Genomic DNA, 16,573 nt, shown 5'->3' on the forward strand with positions numbered 1-16,573 from the left:
TGGGCGTTGTGGGGTTGGTGTTCGACTTAATAGATCCATTGGCCGGTATGGATACCGGGTTAGCCAACGGATGCACACACTCCTGAAAACAGCAAAAAAAAGGGCCACCGCAACCCGACGTTGCGGCGACCCCGAGGGTGACGCTTGCATCTCGCACATCAGCCAGTCAGTGCGCCCCGGCCGCCTTGTTTAAATCGCTCTCGGCCCACTCGGTATACACACACGCATCTGCCGTGGCCCAACGCACGAGCACCGGGTCGCCGGTCTTCAACGGCATGCCGGCCGCGGACAGCGCCTTCACCGTCATCGAGGTGCCGCCCGAGGTCATGACGGTGCAAGTCTGGCTTTCACCGAGGAACAACACTTCACCCACGATGGCCGAGACTTCGTTCCAGCCCGCAGCCAGCGGCTCCTGGGCGGCCTGGTCAACACTTAATGCCAAGGCTTTTTCCGGCCGAACCATCAGCAAGACATCCTGACCGGTCTGCAGCCCCGAGGTCAGACGAATCGACAGCGACTGGTCTTCGAAGGTCGCGGCGGCATTACCCTGAGCCTTGAGCTTGAGGAAATTCGAGTTGCCCAGGAACGACGCCACAAACGCATTCGGCGGATTCTGGTACAGGTCAAAGCCGCTGCCCAGGCCGACGATCTTGCCATGGCTGAAAATCGCGATCCGTTGCGACAAACGCATGGCTTCTTCCTGATCGTGGGTCACGTAAACAATGGTGATGCCCAGACGTCGATGCAGCTGACGAAGTTCGTCCTGCAGGTCTTCACGCAGTTTTTTATCCAGCGCGCCGAGCGGTTCGTCCATCAGCAGAATGCGTGGTTCGTAGACCAGCGCTCGCGCGATGGCGACGCGCTGTTGTTGGCCGCCGGACAATTGCGAAGGGCGCCGATGAGCAAACTGCTCAAGCTGGACCAGCTTGAGCATGGCGTCGACCCGACGTTCGCGCTCGGCGCTGGCCAGTTTGCGAATCGCCAGTGGGAAGGCGATGTTGTCGCGCACCGACAGGTGAGGGAACAGCGAGTAGCGCTGGAACACCATACCGATGTCGCGCTTGTGCGGTGGCACGTTGACCAGCGACTGGCCGTTGACCAGGATCTCGCCGCTGCTTGGGGTTTCAAACCCGGCGAGCATCGACAGGGTGGTGCTTTTGCCCGAACCGCTGGAGCCGAGGAAGGTGAGGAATTCACCGTCCTTGATGTCCAGCGAAATGTCGTCCACGGCGGCAAAATCACCGTAGTACTTGTTCAGATTGCGCAAACTTACCAAGGGTTTGTCGGTGTGCTGCGCGGGGTCTTTGATGACGGCACTCATATCGTACTCCTGGCGCTCAAGCGCTGATTGGGTTGCGCCGGCGAACGGCGGCGGCGATGACCATGACCAATACCGAGAGGCCGATCAGCAGCGTCGAGGCGACGGCGATCACGGGCGTCAGGTCCTGGCGCAAAGTCGTCCACATTTTTACGGGCAAGGTTTGCAGGGTAGGGCTGGCCATCATCACGCTCAGCACCACCTCGTCCCACGAGACCAGAAATGCAAACAGTGCACCTGCAACCATGCCTGGACGAATTGCCGGAAACGTCACCTTGAACACCGCTTGCAAGCGTGAGGCGCCACAGATTACCGCGGCATCCTCGATCGATTGATCGAACAGCTTCAGCGAGTTGATGATCGAGATGATGGTGAACGGCAGCGCGACGATGACGTGGCTGACCACAAAGGCAAACATCGTCCCGGTGTAGCCCAGTTTAAGAAACAGCGCGTACACGGCGACCGCGATGATCACCAGCGGCACGATCATCGGCAGGGTGAACAGGCCGTAGAGCATTTCCCGGCCGGGAAAGCGCCCCCGCACCAGCGCGAAAGCGGTAGGCAGGCCCAGCGCCACGGCGAAGAACGTGGTCAGCACGGCGACCTTGAGGCTGGCTATCGCGGCGTTCATCCAGTCCGGATTAGAGAAGAACTGGCCGTACCATTTAAGCGTCCAGCCCGGTGGCGGGAAGACCAGCCACTGCGAAGAACCGAACGAAAGCAGCACGATGAAGACGATCGGCAACAGCAGGAACAGGGCGATCAGCCCCGTCGTGAAGTACAGGCCGAAACGCATCCGGGGGCTCATGGCATTAGGGGTCAGGAGCATGACGGCTTACCTCGCGTTACTGGCGCCAACCGGAGATTCCGGCTGAAGCTTCAGGTAGAAGTAGAACAGCACCAGCGTGATCACGATCAGCAACGCGGCACCAGCGCTCGCCAGCCCCCAGTTGAGGAACGACTGCACCTGCTGAATGATGAACTCGGGCAGCATCATGTTCTGCGCACCACCGAGCAAGGCGGGGGTGACGTAGTAACCGAGCGACATCACGAACACCATCAAGCCTCCGGAGAACAGTCCCGGCCGGCACAGTGGCAGGAACACCCGGAAGAAATTGGTCCACGGGCTGGCACCACAGATCGAGCCTGCTTGCAGGATCATCGGATCGATGGCCTGCATGGTCGCCTGCAAAGGCAGCACGATGAAGGGGATCATGATGTAGCTCATGCCGATCACCACGCCGGTCAGGTTGTGCACCATTTCCAGCGGTTGATCGATAATGCCCATCGCCATCAGGGCCTTGTTGATCACTCCGGAGGCTTGCAGCAATACCAGCCAGGAGTAGGTGCGAGCGAGAAGGCTGGTCCACATCGACAACAGCACGATGCTGAGGATCCAGCGGCCCCAGCCGCGCGGCACCAGCGTAATCGCCCAGGCCAGCGGAAAGCCCAGCAGCAGACTGAACAGCGTCACCAGGCCCGCCACCGAAAAGGTATTGAGCAAGACCCGCGCGTACGCCGAGTTGGCGAACAGTTGTTCATAATTGCCCAGCCCCGGAACGGGCTCGAGCACCCCGCGCAGCAACAGGCCGATCAATGGCGCCAGAAAGAACAGGCCGAGGAACAGCAGGGCGGGAATCAGGTTGCTTGCGCCACGCCAGCGTTGGACCAGCGAAGGCGACCGGGCGCTTTCGGCTACCAGACCAGGAACCGCCCCGGCAGCGCTTGCGGCGCCCCCGGTCGGCGTGGTCTGACGGGACGTAGTTGCCGTCACTTTCATTTGACCAGCCATTCGTTCCACCGTGTCGCGATGGCCGGACCGTTCTTGGCCCAGTACGCGAAGTCGAGAGTGATTTGGTCCTTGGCGTAAGCGGTCGGAAGATTAGGCGCCAGCACTGAATCGAGGCGGGCGACACTGTCGACGTTAACCGGGGCGTACGCGGTCAGGTTGGAGAAGTCGGCTTGCCCTTTGGCGCTGCTCGCGTTGGCCAGAAACTTCATTGCGGCTGCTTTGTTTTTCGAGCCTTTGGGAATGACCAGAATGTCGGCCATGACCAGGTTCTGTTTCCAGCTCACGCCAACCGGGGCTCCGTCCTCTTGCAGCGCGTGGATTCGGCCGTTCCAGAACTGGCCCATGCTGACTTCACCCGAGGCGAGCAGCTGCTGCGACTGGGCACCACCGCCCCACCAGACGATGTCTTTCTTGATGGTGTCGAGTTTTTTGAAGGCGCGGTCCAGGTCCAGCGGATAGAGCTTGTCAGCGGCAACGCCATCGGCCAGCAGCGCCAGTTCGAGTACGCCCGGGCTTGGCCATTTGTAAAGCGCGCGTTTGCCGGGGTAGGTTTTGCTGTCGAACAGCGCGGACCAGTCTTCAGGCTTCTTGGCGCCGAGCTTGCCCTCGTTGTAGCCGAGCACGAAGGAGAAAAAGAATGAGCCGACGCCGTGATCGGTGACAAAGCGCGGGTCGATCTTGTCGCGCTGGATCACCGAGAAATCGAGCGGCTCGAGCAGGCCTTCAGCGGCGGCGCGCAGGGCGAAATCGGCTTCGACATCGACCACGTCCCACTGCACGTTGCCGCTCTCGACCATAGCTTTGAGTTTGCCGTAGTCGGTTGGGCCGTCCTGCACCACGGTGATGCCGCTGGCTTTGCTGAACGGGTCTGCCCAGGCCTGCTTCTGCGCATCCTGGGTGCTGCCGCCCCAACTGACGAAGTTCACACTTTCGGCAGCCATCAACGCCTGGCTGGTCACGCTGAGCAGTCCCGCAAAAATAATCGCTGTAGCACGTTTGTTGAACACCATTTTTACGCCCTCATTGTTGTGTTTATGAGCGGGGCTTGGAGTGCCCGCCTATCGGGAGCAGTAGGTCCGTCTGGCCTGTTAGGGTAGTCCGGTCTATGGAATATCATATTATGGTATTCCAAACTTTGTGCAAGGGTTTCGCTTTACCGGCTATCTGCCAAATCAGGGTTTTCAGTGCTGAAGATTTGGTGAAGAGCCCGTTCTCGAGAACAAGGCTTGCTTGCACTGTGGATCCAGAAAGCGCTATCACAGGCAAGCCGTATGCTTGTGGTGCGGCGTGAACTCACCCGGTGAACGGGATGCTCTCCACCACTTCCAGGTCGTAGCCCGTCAAGCCCGCATATTTCAGCGGAGGGCCCAGATGGCGCAGTTTGCCGACGCCCAGGTCTTGCAGAATTTGCGCGCCGGTGCCTACTTCAGAATAGATCCGTGACTGCGAACGGCTGAATTGACGCGGTGGCTGGGTCAGTTGCGGGATTCGTTCCAGCAAGGCCTGCGAGGATTCGTGATTGGCGAGAACCACCACCACGCCGCGGCCTTCTTCTGCGACCCGCTGGAGTGCGGCCCACAATGTCCAGTTCGATGGCCCACTGTATTCGGCACCCACCAGATCGCGCAGTGGATCAATGACATGCACGCGCACCAGCGTCGGTTCATCGCGGCGCAGCTCACCCATCACCATAGCCATGTGGACGCCGCCTTCGATGCGATCCTCAAAGGTCACCAGACGAAAGGTGCCATGCACCGTGGGCAAATCGCGCTCGCCAATACGTGCGACGGTGTGCTCGGTGCTCAGGCGATAATGGATCAGGTCGGCAATAGTGCCGATCTTGATGCCGTGCTTGCGCGCGAAGATTTCCAGGTCGGGGCGGCGGGCCATTGTGCCGTCGTCATTCATCACTTCGACGATTACCGAAGCGGGGGTGAATCCTGCCAGACGGGCCAGATCGCAACCCGCCTCGGTGTGTCCGGCACGGGTCAACACGCCACCTTCCTTGGCCCGCAGAGGGAAGATGTGACCCGGTTGCACGATATCCGCAGGGCCGGCCCCGGTGGCAACAGCGGCCGCCACGGTGCGCGCCCGGTCGGCAGCAGAAATGCCGGTGGTGACACCCACCGCCGCTTCGATCGACACGGTGAACGCAGTGCTGAACACGCTGCCATTGCTCGGCACCATCTGTTCCAGGCCAAGACGCTGGCAATGCTCATCGGTCAGGGTCAGGCAGATCAAACCGCGCGCCTCGCGGGCCATGAAACTGATGGCTTGCGCACTGCAGCAGTCGGCAGCCAGCAGCAGGTCGCCTTCGTTTTCTCGATCTTCGTCATCAACGAGCAGGACCATTTTGCCTTGACGATAATCTTCGATTATTTCCTGGATACTGTTGAAGGCCATGTGCGGATTCTCAGTGTGTGACGGGGATATTATGTGGTATACCATAATACAAAAATAACCGAGAGGTCACTATGAAGGCGTACTGGATTGCTCATGTCGATGTTGCGGATGCCGATCAATACAGCCAATACACGCAACGGGCGCCTGCTGCTTTTGCGTTGTACGGCGGACGGATGTTGGCTCGGGGCGGGCGCAGCGAGGCGATGGAAGGCCGGCCGACGCCGCAGCGTAGCGTGGTCATCGAGTTCGATTCGTACGAGCAGGCTGTGGCGTGCTATCGGTCAGAGGAATATCAGGAGGCGCGGGGGTATCGCGAAGGTGTAGCGCGGGCCGAGGTGATCATCGTCGAAGGAATTGCCCCGGCGTAACCCTGTAGAAGCTGCCGCAGGCTGCGATCTTTTGATCCTGGGCATACTGAAAGCTGCTGGAGGTCAAGCGAAGATCGCAACCTGCGGCAGCTCCGGGGGGCGTTGCTGTCAGCGGATGAAGTGAATTTTGCCGGTGTCATCATTGCCGATATAAATCCCGTACACCCCGGCCTGTCGCTCCTCGATATACCGCTCAAGAATCTGCCGGATCGCCGGGTAGTAAATGCTCTCCCAAGGAATCTCCTCGGGCGCGAAGAATTTATAATCGAGCGTCTCAGGCCCGTATTGCCCGGTGATCTCCAGCGCAATGGCGCGGAAGATGATGTACACCTCACTGATCTTCGGCACGCTGAAAATGGAGTAGGGCGAAAGTATTTCCGCGCGGACACCGCTTTCTTCCCACACTTCACGCAAGGCCGCCTGCTCGGTGGTTTCACCGCCTTCCATGAAGCCTGCCGGCAGCGTCCAGGTGCCGGGACGCGGTGGGATCGCACGCTGGCAGAGCAGGTATTTGCCGTCCTGCTCGATGATGCAGCCGGCAATGATTTTCGGATTGATGTAATGGATGTAGCCGCAGCCTCGACACATCAGTCGCTCGTGCGTATCGCCCGGTGGCAACTGCTGATTGAGGTCAGCGCCGCCACACTTTGGACAAAAGCTCGGGCTGAACATGATTAGCGACCTATGCGCGGTTCTTTGAGAGCGATGGGCAGGGTGATCAGCGGGAGTTCGCCGGTCTCTTCCTGCTTGCGCTTGAGGTAATCGAGGGCGACGGCAGCGGCAGCCCGTACGTGATCGACGCACGCCTGGTGCGCGGCCAGAGGATCACCGCCCTTGATCGCTTCGACCATGCGTTCCATTTCCTGGTTACTGGCGCCGCGGCGATTTTCCTGGGACACCGAAGTCGCTCGCAGATAGCTGATGCGTGCCTGCAGCTGACGCAATTGGGTGGCCGCAACATGGTTGCCCGAGCCTTCGAGCAAGACGTCGTAAAAACCTTGTACCGAATCGATAACCTGTTGCAGTTCACCTTCTTTGAGCGCCTTGCGGTTTTCTGCAAGGGCTTTTTCCAAGGCCTTGATGTCCTTGGCCTTGGCGCGCAGGGTGAACAGCTGAACGATCAATCCTTCGAGGACGCACCGCAGCTCGTAGATGTCGACGGCATCGGCCAGGGTAATGATCGCCACACGCGGGCCCTTGGCATCGGCGAATTCCACCAGACCTTCGGACTCCAGGTGACGCAACGCTTCGCGAACCGACGTGCGACTGACGCCAAGCCGATCGCACAGATCGCGTTCAACCAGACGGTCTCCCGGCAACAGCTGGAAGTTCATGATGGCGGTGCGCAGCTTGTCCAGCACGATTTCGCGCAGGGTAACGGGATTGCGATTGACCTTGAAGCTGTCGTCGAGTGGCAGGCGTTTCATGGGGTCCGCTCTGAGTGTGGCTGTCCATGCAAAAAGAGCACTTCGATCCGTGGATCAGCGTGTTCAGTCATCAACAACCAAGGGTTAACTGGAGGCCTCGGCATCGGCTTCGGCGAACGCTTCACGGGCGAGCCGGAAGCTGTCGACGGCCGCGGGAACGCCGCAATAAATACCGACCTGAAGCAGAATTTCGCGTATTTGTTCACGACTCAGCCCGTTACGCAAGGCACCACGTACATGCAGCTTGAGTTCGTGCGGCCGGTTGAGGGCCGAAATCATGGCCAAGTTTATCATGCTGCGCTCTTTAAGCGACAAACCCTCCCGGCCCCAGACATGCCCCCAGCAGTATTCGGTGACCATTTCCTGCAGCGGGCGGGTGAAGTCGTCGGCGTTCTCTATCGAGCGCTTAACATAGGCTTCGCCCAACACCTGCGTGCGGATCTGCAAGCCTTTTTCATACTTGTCGGTGCTCATCGCGGCGTGCTCCCGAAGTCGTCGAGCCCACCCATCAGGGTATATTTCAATTCCAGATAATCTTCGATGCCGTACTTGGAGCCTTCCCGGCCCAGACCCGAGGACTTGATCCCGCCGAACGGTGCGACTTCAGTGGAAATCAGCCCTTCGTTAATGCCGACCATGCCGTATTCGAGTGCCTCACTCATGCGCCAGGCACGGCCCAGATCACGGGTGTAGCAATAAGCGGCAAGGCCGAATTCGGTGTCGTTGGCCATCTGTACCGCCTCGGCTTCGGAGTCGAAGCGGAACACAGCGGCGAGTGGACCGAAGGTTTCATCCCTGGCCACTTTCATCGCCAGGGTTACGCCCGCCAGGACGGTCGGCTGAAAGAACCCGTGGCCCAACGCGTGGCGCTCGCCACCGCAAAGCAATTGTGCGCCCTGGCTCAAGGCATCCTGCACGTGGTCCTCGACTTTGGCCACGGCGCGTTCGTTGATCAGCGGACCCTGATTGATGCCTTGCTCGAACCCGCTGCCAACCTTGAGTTCCGCCACCCGTTGCGCCAGTCGCGCTACGAACGCATCGTGAATGCCCGCCTGTACCAGAAAGCGATTGACGCAAACGCATGTCTGCCCGGCGTTGCGGAATTTGGCGATCATCGCACCTTCGACGGCGCGCTCCAGATTGGCGTCATCAAAGACGATAAAGGGCGCATTGCCACCGAGTTCCAGCGAGACTTTTTTCAGGGTTGGTGCGCACTGCGCCATGAGCAACTTGCCGATCGCCGTGGACCCGGTGAACGACAGTTTGCGTACCAGCGCACTGGACGTCAGCTCTGCGCCGATGACGATGGCATCGCCTGTGATAACGTTGAAAATACCCGGCGGTATCCCGGCCTGTTCGGCCAGAGCAGCCATGGCCAGCGCCGAGAACGGCGTTTCGGGCGCGGGTTTGACAATGCACGGGCAGCCCGCGGCCAGCGCCGGGCCGGCCTTGCGCGTGATCATCGCCGCCGGGAAATTCCACGGTGTAATGGCCGCAACGACGCCGATAGGCTCCTTGCTGACGACAATGCGGGCATCGCCCTTGTGGCTCGGTATGGTGTCGCCGTAGATGCGCTTGGCCTCTTCGGCGAACCACTCGATGAAGCTCGCGGCGTAGAGAATTTCGCCCTTGGCTTCTGCCAGTGGCTTGCCTTGTTCCAGGGTGAGGATTTCTGCCAGCGCATCGGCATTGTCGAGCATCAGTGCATGCCAGCGTTTGAGAATCTGGCTGCGTTCCTTGGCGGTCAATGCGCGCCACGCTGGCCATGCTTTGTCAGCGGCCGCGATGGCTTGTTTTGCTTCCTTCGCGCCAAGGTTTGGCACCCGTCCGATGACTTCGCCATTCGCCGGATTGAAGATTTCCTGACTGGCGCCATCGGCGCCATCGAGCCACTGGCCGTTGATGTAGGCCTGTTGGCGGAACAATAGTGAGGCTGCTGGACTCATGCTGGCTCCTGGAGTTTTAGGTAGATCACCTGTGGGAGCGAGCCTGCTCGCGATGGCTGGGGTACATTCAGCATCAATCATGACGGGTGCACCGCATCGCGAGCAGGCTCGCTCCTACAGTTTTTGGGTTGGTCAGGTCAGGACGGGCAGGGCGCCCAGCTTGCCTTTGTGATAGATCATCGGCGTCACCGGTTGCGCGGGCAGAATCAGGTTTTTCACTGCGCCGACAATGATCGCGTGATCACCACCGTCGTATTCGCGCCACAGTTCGCACTCGATGATCGCCGTCGCCTTGGCCAGCAACGGGTTGCCCAGCTCGCTCAGGTGCCACTCGATCGCTTTGGCTTTATCCTTGCCTTTACTGGCGAATGCATAGGCTTCGGCTGTCTGGTCGGCGGACAGCAGGTGAATCGCAAACTGCTTGCTGTCGCGCAACACCGGATAGGTGTCCGAGGCGTAGTTAGGGCAGAACAACACCAGCGCGGGGTCGATCGACAGCGCACTGAAGGCGCTGGCCGTGATGCCGACGATGCCGCCTTCCGGATCGAGTGTGGTAACTACCGTTACCCCTGACGGGAAAGAGCTCATGACGTCTTTGTAAATGCCGGGTTCGATCATTTCAGAATTCTCCTAACGCATCACAAACGGATCAGGCATAGGCGCCTGGGACAGATTGATCCACACCGTTTTCAACTCGGTGTAGGCCAGCACCGAATCGATGCCGCTCTCGCGTCCATAGCCGCTGTTCTTGAACCCGCCGATCGGCGCCATGGCCGAGACCGCGCGGTAGGTGTTAACCCAGATGATTCCCGAACGAACGTCCCGGGCGAGGCGATGTGCACGCCCCAAGTCGCGGGTCCAGATGCCGGCAGCGAGGCCGAATTGCGAGTCATTGGCGATCGCCAGCGCTTCGGCTTCATCCTTGAAACGGATAACCGAGGCGACCGGCCCGAAGACTTCTTCCTGCATGATTTTCATCGAATTTCGGTCGCACTCAAACAGCGTCGGTTCGTAAAACCAGCCTTCGCCCAAGCCTTGCGGGCGTTTGCCGCCCAGGCGCAGGCGCGCCCCTTCAGCGATGGCATCGGCGACCAGACCTTCGACGACTGCCAATTGTTGAGCGGTGGCCATGGGGCCCATTTCGCTGCTGTCTTCCTGCGGGTTACCAATGCGAATGCGTTTGGCCCTTTCGATCAGCCGTTCGACAAACTCATCATAGATTTCGTCCTGAACCAGCAGGCGCGAGCCGGACACGCAACTCTGGCCGGAAGCGGCATAAATGCCCGCAATCGCACCGTTGATTGCACTGTCGAGGTCGGCGTCAGCGAAAATAATATTCGGTGACTTGCCGCCCAGCTCCAGCGACAGCTTGGCGAAGTTTTCGGCGCTGCTGCGCACGACATGCCGTGCGGTCGCCGCGCCGCCGGTGAAAGCGATCTTGCGGACCAGCGGGTGGCGGGTGAGGGCGGCACCGGTGCTCGGCCCGTAACCCGTGACGACGTTGACCACGCCGGGCGGAATGCCGGCTTCGAGCGCCAGCCGTGCCAGCTCAAGAATAGTCGCCGAAGCATGCTCCGAAGGTTTGATCACGATGGTGTTGCCAGCAGCCAGGGCCGGGGCCAGCTTGATCGCGGTCAGGTACAGCGGACTGTTCCAGGGAATAATCGCGGCGACCACGCCCATGGCCTCGTGCACGGTGTAGGCGAACAGATCCGGCTTGTCCAGCGGCAGAGTGCCGCCTTCGAGCTTGTCAGCGAGCCCTGCCGTGTAGTGAAAGAATTCCGGCAGATAGCTGACCTGGCCACGGGTTTCGCGAATGAGCTTGCCGTTGTCGCGGCTTTCCAGCTGCGCCAGCTGCTCTTTGTTTTCGGCAATCAGGTCGCCGAGGCGGCGCAGCAACTTGCCGCGTGCGGTGGCCGTCAGACCGCGCCAGGCCGGGCTGTCGAAAGCCGTCTGTGCAGCCTGTACGGCGCGCTCGACATCGGCTTCGTCGGCATCCGGCAGTTGCGCCCACGGTTGAGCCAGCGCCGGGTTGAGGCTGTCGAAAGTCTTGCCGGAGAGGGCGTCAACCCATTCACCGCCAATGCACATCTGGAAGCGTGCGAGCGTCATGCAACGATCCCCTTGATCTGGTTGGGTCGGGAGTGCGCAGTGTCGAGAAACTCCAGCAGCAGCTGGTTGACCAGGCGCGGCGATTCTACGGGCATCATATGCCGTTGCTCGGCGAGCACGGCAACGGTGGCTCCGGGAATTTGCGCGGCCAGTTGTCTGGCCATTTGCGGCGTCGAGCCCGGGTCCAGCTCGCCCGTGGCGACGAGGGTCGGGGCTTGAATGCTGCCCAGGTCCTCGGCGCGGTACATGTCTTGTGTGGCGAACAGTTCGTAAGTGGTCAAATAGCCTTGCGGGTCGTTGTCCGCCAGCGTCTGGCGCAACGCGGCAATCTGTGCCGGGTTGGCGGCCTGATACTCGTGGCTGAACCAGCGAGAGAGTGCCGCTTCCGCATTCGCATCCGGGCCATGTTCGGCCGCTTGAGCGGTGCGGGCAATGACCCCTGCCCGCTGTTCGGGACTGCGATTGAATACGCTGTTGAGTACCACCAGGCCTTGCAGGCGTTGCGGGTAATGCAAAGCAAATGCCCGGGCGACCAGGCCGCCCATGGAGAAGCCGATCACCGTTGCTTGAGGTAATTGCAGGTGGTCGAGCAACTCCAGCAACTGGTCGGCATAGCCCAGCAGTGGTGTACCGCTTTGCGGGCGCGGGCTGGCGCCGTGGCCGAGCATGTCGTAGGCAATCACGCGGTATTTGGTGGCCAGGCCAACGATTTGGCCGCCCCACATTTCTTTGTTCAGGCCCACGCCGTGGATCAAGACCACGGGCTGGCCTTGGCCGGTCGCCAGGTAACTGGTGCCAGCCGGGGTGCGTTCAGCGGTGAGCCGAATCATGGAGCGCTCCTGCATGCCTTTTTGTTGTAGTACTCAGCGGAATTACTGGGCTTTTTCAGCCGCCAGTTCTTCCAGATCGATGTAACGATTACCGATGCGTGGATGCAGGCGGCCGCCATCGGCGCAACCCAATACCACGACGATTTCATCGGCGCGGGGCGCATCTTCGATCTTCATTTCCAGGGTGATGTAGTGCGAACGCAGACCTTCATCGTCCTTGTGCATCATCGGAATCTGAATCGAGCTGCCCGGCCCGCCGCGCTTGTTGGTGAAGCTCAGGTAGCTCTTGGCCTTGACCGCTTCACGGTAGTGATTGCCGAAACGCAAGGTGTGGATGACGGCGGAGGCGTGTTCAATCTCGCCGTCTGCGCCCACGACGGCAGCTTTGCCATACGCCTCGATTTTTTCCGCGCCGCCAATGATGCTCACCAGACGCTCGACCATCATCGCGCCGAGATCGGAACAGTTGGCCCTGATCTGCGGTTTCAAGTCTTCGACGAAGCCGTTGCCTACCCAAGGGTTTTTCATGACAACGGCCAGGCCGACCATGGTCACTGGCTTATCAGTGGCCTTGCCGCCTTCGATGAAGGTTTCTTCGACATAGCTGACGATCTTGCGAATTTCGAAACTCATGAGCTGCTCCCTATAGGTGAAATGTGTCTGTGCGTATGATGGTATACCATAATACGTGAAGCACAAGCCCCTTAAGCGGGTTTCTAATCGGCCGCCGATGAAATGAGATACAAGCCCTGAGGTCAGTACAAAATGACCGTGGATATGCCTTACTACGGCTTCGATGTACTGCATGCTCGATGGACGAGGGTTTTTTCGAGTGCATTGATTGAAAATCACAGGACTTTTCGAGGGCCACCGCATGACCAAACTGCAAGAGGTGAGTTTTCTCGGTTTTGACGTGTTCGGTACCGTCGTCGATTGGCGAACCGGCGTCGCCCGAGCCGCTGCTCCGTTTCTCCAACGTCATGCCCTGAATGTGGACCCGTTCGACTTCGCCGACCAATGGCGCGCGCGCTATCAACCCTCCATGCAGCGTGTGCGGTCGGGTGAGCGCCCATTCGTCACGCTCGACGTTCTGAACCGGGAGAATCTGGAAGCTGTGCTCTCCAGGCAAGACGTTGATTTTGGCCGCATCACGGATGCTGAGCTCGCGGAACTGAACAAGGCTTGGGAGAAGCTTGATCCCTGGCCTGACTCTGTCACTGGACTCACTCGATTGAAGGGCAAATTCTCGATCGGTGCTCTGTCGAATGGGCACATAGCCGGGATGCTCAATCTCGCAAAGTTCGGCGGTTTGCCCTGGGACGTAATCCTGGGCGCGGAAATTGCCGGTACGTACAAACCTCAGCCGCAAACGTACTTGAAGTCGGCAAAGGCCGTGGGTCTGGCCCCGGAACAGGTCGCGATGGTGGCTGCGCACAACTCCGATCTGGCCGCCGCACGTGCTACTGGGCTCAAAACGGTGTTTGTTCGGCGCCCGACTGAACATGGGCCAGGCCAGACATCTGACCTGAAGGCTGAACAGGATTGGGATGTGGTCGTCGACTCCCTCACGGAAGCGGCAGATGCCCTCGGTTGCTAGGTCGTTTCGAGAGGCCACAACCCATTGACAGGCGTAGACAACTGCCCGGTTTGATCTAGCCTTAACAGGATAACTCGGGAGGAAAATTCCATGCGCCTTGCTCTCGGAAATCCATCAGCTTCAGCTTTGGGCTTCGTTCTGTTTATGGCAGCGTCCGGGCAGGGGATCGCAGATAACAGCCCGCCGCCCATTCTCCCACTGGAATCCGAAACAGCGCCCCGACTTATCGCCTACCCACCGCTGGCCGCGCCGCTCGCGCGCGGTGTTGTCATTATTCAATATCGGGCAGAACACGCCAGGATCATTCCGGTGTTTGGCAAAGAGGCGCAGGAGGTATCACCGCGTCTCGGCCACCTGCATGTGACCGTCGATGACTGGAAGGGGACATGGGCGCACACCAGTGAAGACCCGATCATTCTGGTCGGGCTGACGCCGGGCCCTCACAAGGTGTTGCTGGAGGTGGCTGACCCGACTCACAAGATATTGACCAGTACGGTGGTGGGTTTTGTCGTGCCAGAGACAAAACCGATGGATGCCGCGCATGTTGGTGAGGGTCATGAAGTAAAACCGTAGCGACAAGCGCCATCTTTTCCCTCTTCTACAAGCCGAGTCTGCGCCACTTGTGTAGCTGAGCCTGCAGCGAGATTTTTTTGATCTCATCGTCACGTCTACTGTCCAACGGTGACAGCATCACCAACGGAAGGAAGTCGGGCAATGAAAGAGATCAATTTCAAATCTGAATATCTGACCGCGTCCAAAGCAGTAATGACGTTCGCTGTCGTCGGGTTACTGACTGCCTGTGCAGGCAACAATACGGCGTCCAACGTGGATGCACCGGGCGAGGCGAAGACTTCCAGCACCAAAACGCTGGAGGCGGGCGCAGCGCTGCTTCAATCGCGCCCGCCGATCGAAGCGCTCAACGCCTACCTCGATGGATTTCATTTCTACAACGGGCACCGCGACGTGCAGATGGAAGCCCACCATTACTGTTCGATCTTGAACGAAGAGGTCATCCAGTGCGTGATCTACGACGGCAATCGCAAGGACGCCAAGTTGATGGGAGTGGAATACATCATCAGCGAGCAACTGTTCGCCAGATTGCCCGGTGCGGAAAAGGCGCTGTGGCACAGCCATGTTCATGAGGTGAAGTCGGGTCAATTAATTGCGCCCGGGATTCCAGAAGTTGCCGAGCATGCGCTCATGGAAAAGCTCGTTAATACCTATGGAAAGACATGGCATACGTGGCACACCGACCTGAATAAAGAGCTGCCTTTGGGTGTTCCTCAACTGATGATGGGATTCACTGCCGATGGCCAGGCCGACCCGAAGATGGTCAGCGAAAGGGACAGCAGGTTTGGCGTGAACAGCCTGGAGAAAAAGAAGGCGCGAGCCGATATTCCAGCGCCAAAGATTGACCCCGGGGCCGATGCCTGGAACAAAGGCAACGTCATTCAGATAGAGGATCCCACGGGCCGTTCGCATTTGCATTGACGGTTGCGCAGCTGCCCCGATGTGGTTGCTGCGTGCGACATGGCTCTGGAGAGGTTCGACGACAAACCAACGACATGCGGTCATCAGAATAGGCGCCACCCACCCGCCATTCCGAGCCTCCCGCATGTTTTCCAACCGAACTCTCGTACCCGCTTTGGCACTGATATCCGCACTGGCCATTCCCGTCACCGAAAGCACCGCTGCGACTGTCAACCAGGCTGCAGCGGCCAAACCGATGCTGGCGCCCGTGCAGATAGCCCACACCTTTGCCCAAGTGCGCAGAGGCAACTTCGTCAGCACTCTCCTGGTCATCACGTTGTCAGAAACCAGCGTCACGGCAATCGACCTGAGCAAAATCAGCGGTGTGCATAGCGCGGATGCATTCGATGTCATCAAACGTTTCAGCACCGCGCAACTCGACACACTTGCCGGCCAACCATCACAGACGCAAGCGCACCCGCTCGTACGGCTGATAGGTATCGGCCCACGTGGCGTGGCGCATATCGCTGCGGGCACGAATTATCCAGAGCATGGCAAGGAAGTTGGCGTGGACGAAGCTTTTCTGTTCCCCAAGATTTCCCCTGCCAGCGGACCACGCTCTAAGCTGATTGCCGCCCCGGGCACCTTGATGGATTACGAGGTTGAAGTGTGCGCCAGATTCGACCGCGAGTTGAAATCGGTCGCGGACTTCGATGAAGCGCGCAAGGGCTTCTTCATCTGCGGGGACTTCAGTGATCGCGCGACACTGGTCAGAAATATCAATTTGAAGGACGTCACTTCCGGGGACGGTTTCCCCGATGCGAAGAGCGGAAGCGACCGTTTTCCCACTGGCCCGTTTCTGGTTGTGCCTAAAGACTGGAAAGCCTTTCTCGCCGATGTAGTCATTGAAACCTACGTAGATGGCGATCGACGTCAGCACTCGAATGCGGGCGATATGATCAAAGACCTTCGCACCATCGTGCAGGAAACGCTCGAGCAAGCGACAACCCGTACCTGGTCCTATCAAGGCGGCCGCATCCCCATGGTCGATCGACCGGCAATCGGCACGGAGAGCGCAGTGCTTACCGGCACGGGTGATGGCGTGGTGTTCAAAGAGCCCGGCCCAGACGTTATCAACAAACTCATGGGCGCCAGTAATCGGGATCAGCAGCTCAGTGTCATTGAGGACTATTTGGCGGGTGAAGTGAAAAAAGGCATCTATCTGCGACCGGGTAACACCGTGCGGTACTCGAGTAATTATCTTGGCTCGATCAATACCGACGTGGTTGCAGACAGCCCCGCTAAATAAG

General features: G+C 59.3%; 18 protein-coding genes. 5 read left to right on the forward strand and 13 right to left on the reverse strand.

Going from position 1 to position 16,573, the window contains the following annotated elements; genetic code table 11:
• Positions 1 to 166: 166 nt before the first annotated feature.
• From F8N12_RS00790 to ribBA, 5 genes are all read right to left on the reverse strand, one after another.
• Positions 167 to 1,321: an ABC transporter ATP-binding protein gene (locus tag F8N12_RS00790; RefSeq protein ID WP_150578687.1), complete on the reverse strand. Its 1,155-nt coding sequence runs from the start codon at positions 1,319 to 1,321 to the stop codon at positions 167 to 169.
• Positions 1,322 to 1,337: 16 nt separating this feature from the next.
• Complete coding sequence (locus tag F8N12_RS00795; RefSeq protein ID WP_150578688.1) at positions 1,338 to 2,147, reverse strand: ABC transporter permease; 810 nt, start codon at positions 2,145 to 2,147, stop codon at positions 1,338 to 1,340.
• A gap of 6 nt (positions 2,148 to 2,153) precedes the next feature.
• Entirely contained in the window at positions 2,154 to 3,098 is a 945-nt protein-coding gene (locus tag F8N12_RS00800; protein WP_191623087.1) for an ABC transporter permease, read from the reverse strand.
• The gene (locus tag F8N12_RS00805) at positions 3,095 to 4,120 is read right to left on the reverse strand and encodes an ABC transporter substrate-binding protein (protein ID WP_150578690.1); all 1,026 of its coding nucleotides are present in this window, start codon (positions 4,118 to 4,120) and stop codon (positions 3,095 to 3,097) included. Before F8N12_RS00805 ends, F8N12_RS00800 begins: the two co-directional genes overlap by 4 nt.
• Positions 4,121 to 4,403: 283 nt before the next feature.
• Positions 4,404 to 5,513 carry a bifunctional 3,4-dihydroxy-2-butanone-4-phosphate synthase/GTP cyclohydrolase II gene (gene ribBA / locus F8N12_RS00810; RefSeq protein ID WP_150578691.1) on the reverse strand — a complete coding sequence of 370 codons (1,110 nt, stop codon included), beginning with the start codon at positions 5,511 to 5,513 and terminating at the stop codon, positions 4,404 to 4,406.
• 71 nt (positions 5,514 to 5,584) lie between these two features.
• Here ribBA and F8N12_RS00815 point away from each other — a divergent pair, with 71 nt between their 5' ends.
• Positions 5,585 to 5,881 (forward strand): DUF1330 domain-containing protein, encoded by a 297-nt coding sequence (locus F8N12_RS00815; RefSeq protein ID WP_150578692.1) that lies wholly within the window; start codon positions 5,585 to 5,587, stop codon positions 5,879 to 5,881.
• A 108-nt stretch (positions 5,882 to 5,989) separates the two neighbouring features.
• Here the strand turns inward: F8N12_RS00815 and F8N12_RS00820 are convergent, their stop codons facing one another.
• From F8N12_RS00820 to F8N12_RS00855, 8 genes are all read right to left on the reverse strand, one after another.
• A complete protein-coding gene (locus F8N12_RS00820) occupies positions 5,990 to 6,553 on the reverse strand; it encodes an NUDIX hydrolase (protein WP_150578693.1) in 564 nt (187 codons plus the stop codon).
• Positions 6,554 to 6,555: 2 nt separating this feature from the next.
• Positions 6,556 to 7,308, reverse strand: a complete 753-nt coding sequence (locus F8N12_RS00825; RefSeq protein ID WP_150578694.1) for a GntR family transcriptional regulator — start codon at positions 7,306 to 7,308, stop codon at positions 6,556 to 6,558.
• An 84-nt stretch (positions 7,309 to 7,392) separates the two neighbouring features.
• On the reverse strand, positions 7,393 to 7,782 hold the full coding sequence (locus tag F8N12_RS00830) for a carboxymuconolactone decarboxylase family protein (RefSeq protein WP_150578695.1): 390 nt from the start codon (positions 7,780 to 7,782) through the stop codon (positions 7,393 to 7,395).
• On the reverse strand, positions 7,779 to 9,254 hold the full coding sequence (locus F8N12_RS00835) for an NAD-dependent succinate-semialdehyde dehydrogenase (RefSeq protein WP_150578696.1): 1,476 nt from the start codon (positions 9,252 to 9,254) through the stop codon (positions 7,779 to 7,781). The genes F8N12_RS00830 and F8N12_RS00835 overlap by 4 nt, the downstream gene beginning before the upstream one ends.
• A 132-nt stretch (positions 9,255 to 9,386) precedes the next feature.
• Complete coding sequence (locus F8N12_RS00840; protein WP_150578697.1) at positions 9,387 to 9,872, reverse strand: flavin reductase family protein; 486 nt, start codon at positions 9,870 to 9,872, stop codon at positions 9,387 to 9,389.
• A gap of 12 nt (positions 9,873 to 9,884) precedes the next feature.
• Positions 9,885 to 11,366: an aldehyde dehydrogenase gene (locus F8N12_RS00845; protein WP_150578698.1), complete on the reverse strand. Its 1,482-nt coding sequence runs from the start codon at positions 11,364 to 11,366 to the stop codon at positions 9,885 to 9,887.
• On the reverse strand, positions 11,363 to 12,196 hold the full coding sequence (locus F8N12_RS00850) for an alpha/beta fold hydrolase (protein WP_150578699.1): 834 nt from the start codon (positions 12,194 to 12,196) through the stop codon (positions 11,363 to 11,365). The genes F8N12_RS00845 and F8N12_RS00850 overlap by 4 nt, the downstream gene beginning before the upstream one ends.
• A gap of 42 nt (positions 12,197 to 12,238) precedes the next feature.
• Positions 12,239 to 12,829 (reverse strand): amino acid synthesis family protein, encoded by a 591-nt coding sequence (locus F8N12_RS00855; RefSeq protein WP_028622903.1) that lies wholly within the window; start codon positions 12,827 to 12,829, stop codon positions 12,239 to 12,241.
• A gap of 241 nt (positions 12,830 to 13,070) precedes the next feature.
• Between F8N12_RS00855 and F8N12_RS00860 the strand changes: the two genes are divergently transcribed.
• The 4 genes from F8N12_RS00860 (at position 13,071) to F8N12_RS00875 (ending at position 16,572) form a co-directional block, all read left to right on the forward strand.
• Positions 13,071 to 13,793, forward strand: a complete 723-nt coding sequence (locus F8N12_RS00860) for a haloacid dehalogenase type II (RefSeq protein WP_150578700.1) — start codon at positions 13,071 to 13,073, stop codon at positions 13,791 to 13,793.
• Between the two features lie 90 nt (positions 13,794 to 13,883).
• Positions 13,884 to 14,366, forward strand: a complete 483-nt coding sequence (locus F8N12_RS00865) for a DUF6130 family protein (protein WP_150578701.1) — start codon at positions 13,884 to 13,886, stop codon at positions 14,364 to 14,366.
• A gap of 192 nt (positions 14,367 to 14,558) precedes the next feature.
• Positions 14,559 to 15,284, forward strand: a complete 726-nt coding sequence (locus F8N12_RS00870) for an OBAP family protein (protein WP_224787653.1) — start codon at positions 14,559 to 14,561, stop codon at positions 15,282 to 15,284.
• Positions 15,285 to 15,408: 124 nt separating this feature from the next.
• A complete protein-coding gene (locus F8N12_RS00875) occupies positions 15,409 to 16,572 on the forward strand; it encodes a fumarylacetoacetate hydrolase family protein (RefSeq protein ID WP_191623083.1) in 1,164 nt (387 codons plus the stop codon).
• Position 16,573: the final 1 nt, after the last annotated feature.

This window comes from Pseudomonas fluorescens (assembly GCF_902497625.1).
In the GTDB taxonomy this organism is placed as follows: domain Bacteria; phylum Pseudomonadota; class Gammaproteobacteria; order Pseudomonadales; family Pseudomonadaceae; genus Aquipseudomonas; species Aquipseudomonas fluorescens_BQ.

Coding starts and splice junctions, on each gene's coding strand:
- F8N12_RS00855 (WP_028622903.1), bottom strand. CDS start 12,829: ATGAGTTTCGAAATTCGCAAGATCGTCAGCTATGTCGAAGAAACCTTC.
- F8N12_RS00795 (WP_150578688.1), bottom strand. CDS start 2,147: ATGCTCCTGACCCCTAATGCCATGAGCCCCCGGATGCGTTTCGGCCTG.
- F8N12_RS00870 (WP_224787653.1), top strand. CDS start 14,559: ATGACGTTCGCTGTCGTCGGGTTACTGACTGCCTGTGCAGGCAACAAT.
- F8N12_RS00805 (WP_150578690.1), bottom strand. CDS start 4,120: ATGGTGTTCAACAAACGTGCTACAGCGATTATTTTTGCGGGACTGCTC.
- F8N12_RS00820 (WP_150578693.1), bottom strand. CDS start 6,553: ATGTTCAGCCCGAGCTTTTGTCCAAAGTGTGGCGGCGCTGACCTCAAT.
- F8N12_RS00825 (WP_150578694.1), bottom strand. CDS start 7,308: ATGAAACGCCTGCCACTCGACGACAGCTTCAAGGTCAATCGCAATCCC.
- F8N12_RS00865 (WP_150578701.1), top strand. CDS start 13,884: ATGCGCCTTGCTCTCGGAAATCCATCAGCTTCAGCTTTGGGCTTCGTT.
- F8N12_RS00850 (WP_150578699.1), bottom strand. CDS start 12,196: ATGATTCGGCTCACCGCTGAACGCACCCCGGCTGGCACCAGTTACCTG.
- ribBA (WP_150578691.1), bottom strand. CDS start 5,513: ATGGCCTTCAACAGTATCCAGGAAATAATCGAAGATTATCGTCAAGGC.
- F8N12_RS00815 (WP_150578692.1), top strand. CDS start 5,585: ATGAAGGCGTACTGGATTGCTCATGTCGATGTTGCGGATGCCGATCAA.
- F8N12_RS00860 (WP_150578700.1), top strand. CDS start 13,071: ATGACCAAACTGCAAGAGGTGAGTTTTCTCGGTTTTGACGTGTTCGGT.
- F8N12_RS00875 (WP_191623083.1), top strand. CDS start 15,409: ATGTTTTCCAACCGAACTCTCGTACCCGCTTTGGCACTGATATCCGCA.
- F8N12_RS00835 (WP_150578696.1), bottom strand. CDS start 9,254: ATGAGTCCAGCAGCCTCACTATTGTTCCGCCAACAGGCCTACATCAAC.
- F8N12_RS00845 (WP_150578698.1), bottom strand. CDS start 11,366: ATGACGCTCGCACGCTTCCAGATGTGCATTGGCGGTGAATGGGTTGAC.
- F8N12_RS00830 (WP_150578695.1), bottom strand. CDS start 7,782: ATGAGCACCGACAAGTATGAAAAAGGCTTGCAGATCCGCACGCAGGTG.
- F8N12_RS00790 (WP_150578687.1), bottom strand. CDS start 1,321: ATGAGTGCCGTCATCAAAGACCCCGCGCAGCACACCGACAAACCCTTG.
- F8N12_RS00840 (WP_150578697.1), bottom strand. CDS start 9,872: ATGATCGAACCCGGCATTTACAAAGACGTCATGAGCTCTTTCCCGTCA.
- F8N12_RS00800 (WP_191623087.1), bottom strand. CDS start 3,098: ATGAAAGTGACGGCAACTACGTCCCGTCAGACCACGCCGACCGGGGGC.